This is a genomic window from Novosphingobium sp. 9U (assembly GCF_902506425.1).
Classification (GTDB): domain Bacteria; phylum Pseudomonadota; class Alphaproteobacteria; order Sphingomonadales; family Sphingomonadaceae; genus Novosphingobium.
Genome location: NZ_LR732494.1, coordinates 1 through 1,794 on the forward strand (window position 1 = coordinate 1; position 1,794 = coordinate 1,794).

1 protein-coding gene and 1 pseudogene are annotated in these 1,794 nt (G+C 53.8%); both read left to right on the forward strand.

Annotated elements, in window-relative coordinates:
• Nucleotides 1–129 (forward strand): annotated as a pseudogene (locus GV044_RS15845) (IS5/IS1182 family transposase); the annotation flags it as partial.
• Between the two features lie 515 nt (nucleotides 130–644).
• Nucleotides 645–1,532 (forward strand): hypothetical protein, encoded by an 888-nt coding sequence (locus GV044_RS15850; protein ID WP_159872655.1) that lies wholly within the window; start codon nucleotides 645–647, stop codon nucleotides 1,530–1,532.
• The last annotated feature ends 262 nt before the right edge of the window (nucleotides 1,533–1,794 follow it).

Sequence of the window (1,794 nt, forward strand, 5' to 3'; positions counted from 1 at the left end):
AAGCACCGCATGGGGCTCGTCGTGCGCACCATCGGCATGGCCCGAGCACGGATCAGGATCGGCAAGGCCAACTTGGCCTATAACATTCAGCGCCTCGCCTGCCTCGAGGGGCGAATCGCACCCGCATAATGCCCATGTCGCGCTGAGCGGCCCATCAGATCCACACCACGAAGCAAGAGCCTACCCGTGATCCCGTACCAACACTGGTATGATCACTCCTGGGCCGCTCTCACGTCAAATCCACCATTTTTCGAACCGCCCAGTTTAAGGCTCCGCCGCTTACTCCTTTATGGCACACCTTAGCAGCAACTGCTCTGATCTCACGCGCAGAAATGGGCAGTTAACCCTTTTTCGAAAGTCCGCGCCGCTTAGCGGGGCCAGCAGAATCAAGATGTATCAATATGGCACGGAGCGCCTAACCCTCATAGCACGCTGGAACTCCGCTGCCGTTCGATGGTTATGCAGCCGTTAACAACTGCAGACTTTGATCTTCGTTTTCACGAGGCTAGTTAACCTCTAGGAACGATATTCATCAATCAAGCGCACCAACCTTTTAAAATACGCGGTTGACGGCGGCTTAATAATTGTGCATGGAATGTTAACGGAAGCTTTGACGTCTAAGCTTTTGAATAGGGGTAACTGATATGGCTTTTCGTGATAATAGTGTTGTAATCACCAGCGCTCATGTAATCAATGTCGAAGCTAACGGCGAAGATGGCGATGTCTATTCCGGCACTGACGCTGCAGATGCTTTTGTGATTGCTGATGGAGCCGTCGGTGATGACCTTCTTCAGTTCTTCGATAGCAACGACTCAATCATCACCCATAAAGCGATTTTTGATGGGAATAATGATGGGTACATCGCCTTTGGACCGGGTGCCCAGCTTGACGTAGACCGGTTTGGTTCGGGTGACTCTCGGAAAGGTGATGACAACCTTTCCGTTCTCGGCACGGGTAATGAGCGCGTGACGGAAATTCGGTACCTTGGTTTCAAGCCGGACGAAGTCGGCACGAAGAACTATGTTTACGCAGACTCTAATACCCGTGACGCACTGCTCGGCCGGTTTGACAAGGGTTTCCAGGACGATGTCACTACCGGTGCGGACTCATCGATCACCCAGAACCTGAAGATCGACAATGATGTGTCTTCCAACACATTCAACTTCGGCACCAACTCGGTTGCGCTTCTGACCGACAATGCACTCGGGGTAAATTTTGGTAGCGATACGATCGACGGCTTTGGCGACGATGACCTGCTGGTCTTTACCAGCTTGATCCACAACCGGAACGATACGGGAACCGGTGATAGCGCGAATACCGTCACGTTTGGCAAGAACTTAGTTCTTGACCTGTCGGGCGCTGAAGGCCCCCTGAATAGCGATCCGACCACTGGTCCTGGTGGTCAGTTTGACCTGAACGCGCCCAACCAAGTGTCGATCCACTATCTGGGCGAGAAGCTCATCGGCGACACGACCTACTACTACTACGGTACAGCTAACGCTGCCACACCGGATGGCGTCACTTACGCCTAACCCACCGCTTTTCGAAAAGCCCGCTCTCTATTCTTGGAGGGCGGGCTTTTGCGTAGGTATGGCGCGGCAGCAGAGAGTCATCGTTAGCTGACAGCTGCCGGGAACCAACATAAGCTCAGCGGCCGGATGTGGGATCAGCGCGATAGTGGCGCGAACCGCCAAGTTCAAACGGCAAAAGGCCGGCGTCCCCTTGGGTGAACGCCGGCCTTGCTGCGTGGATATCGATTAGAACGCCAGATCGGCAAGTCCGACCGATGATCCT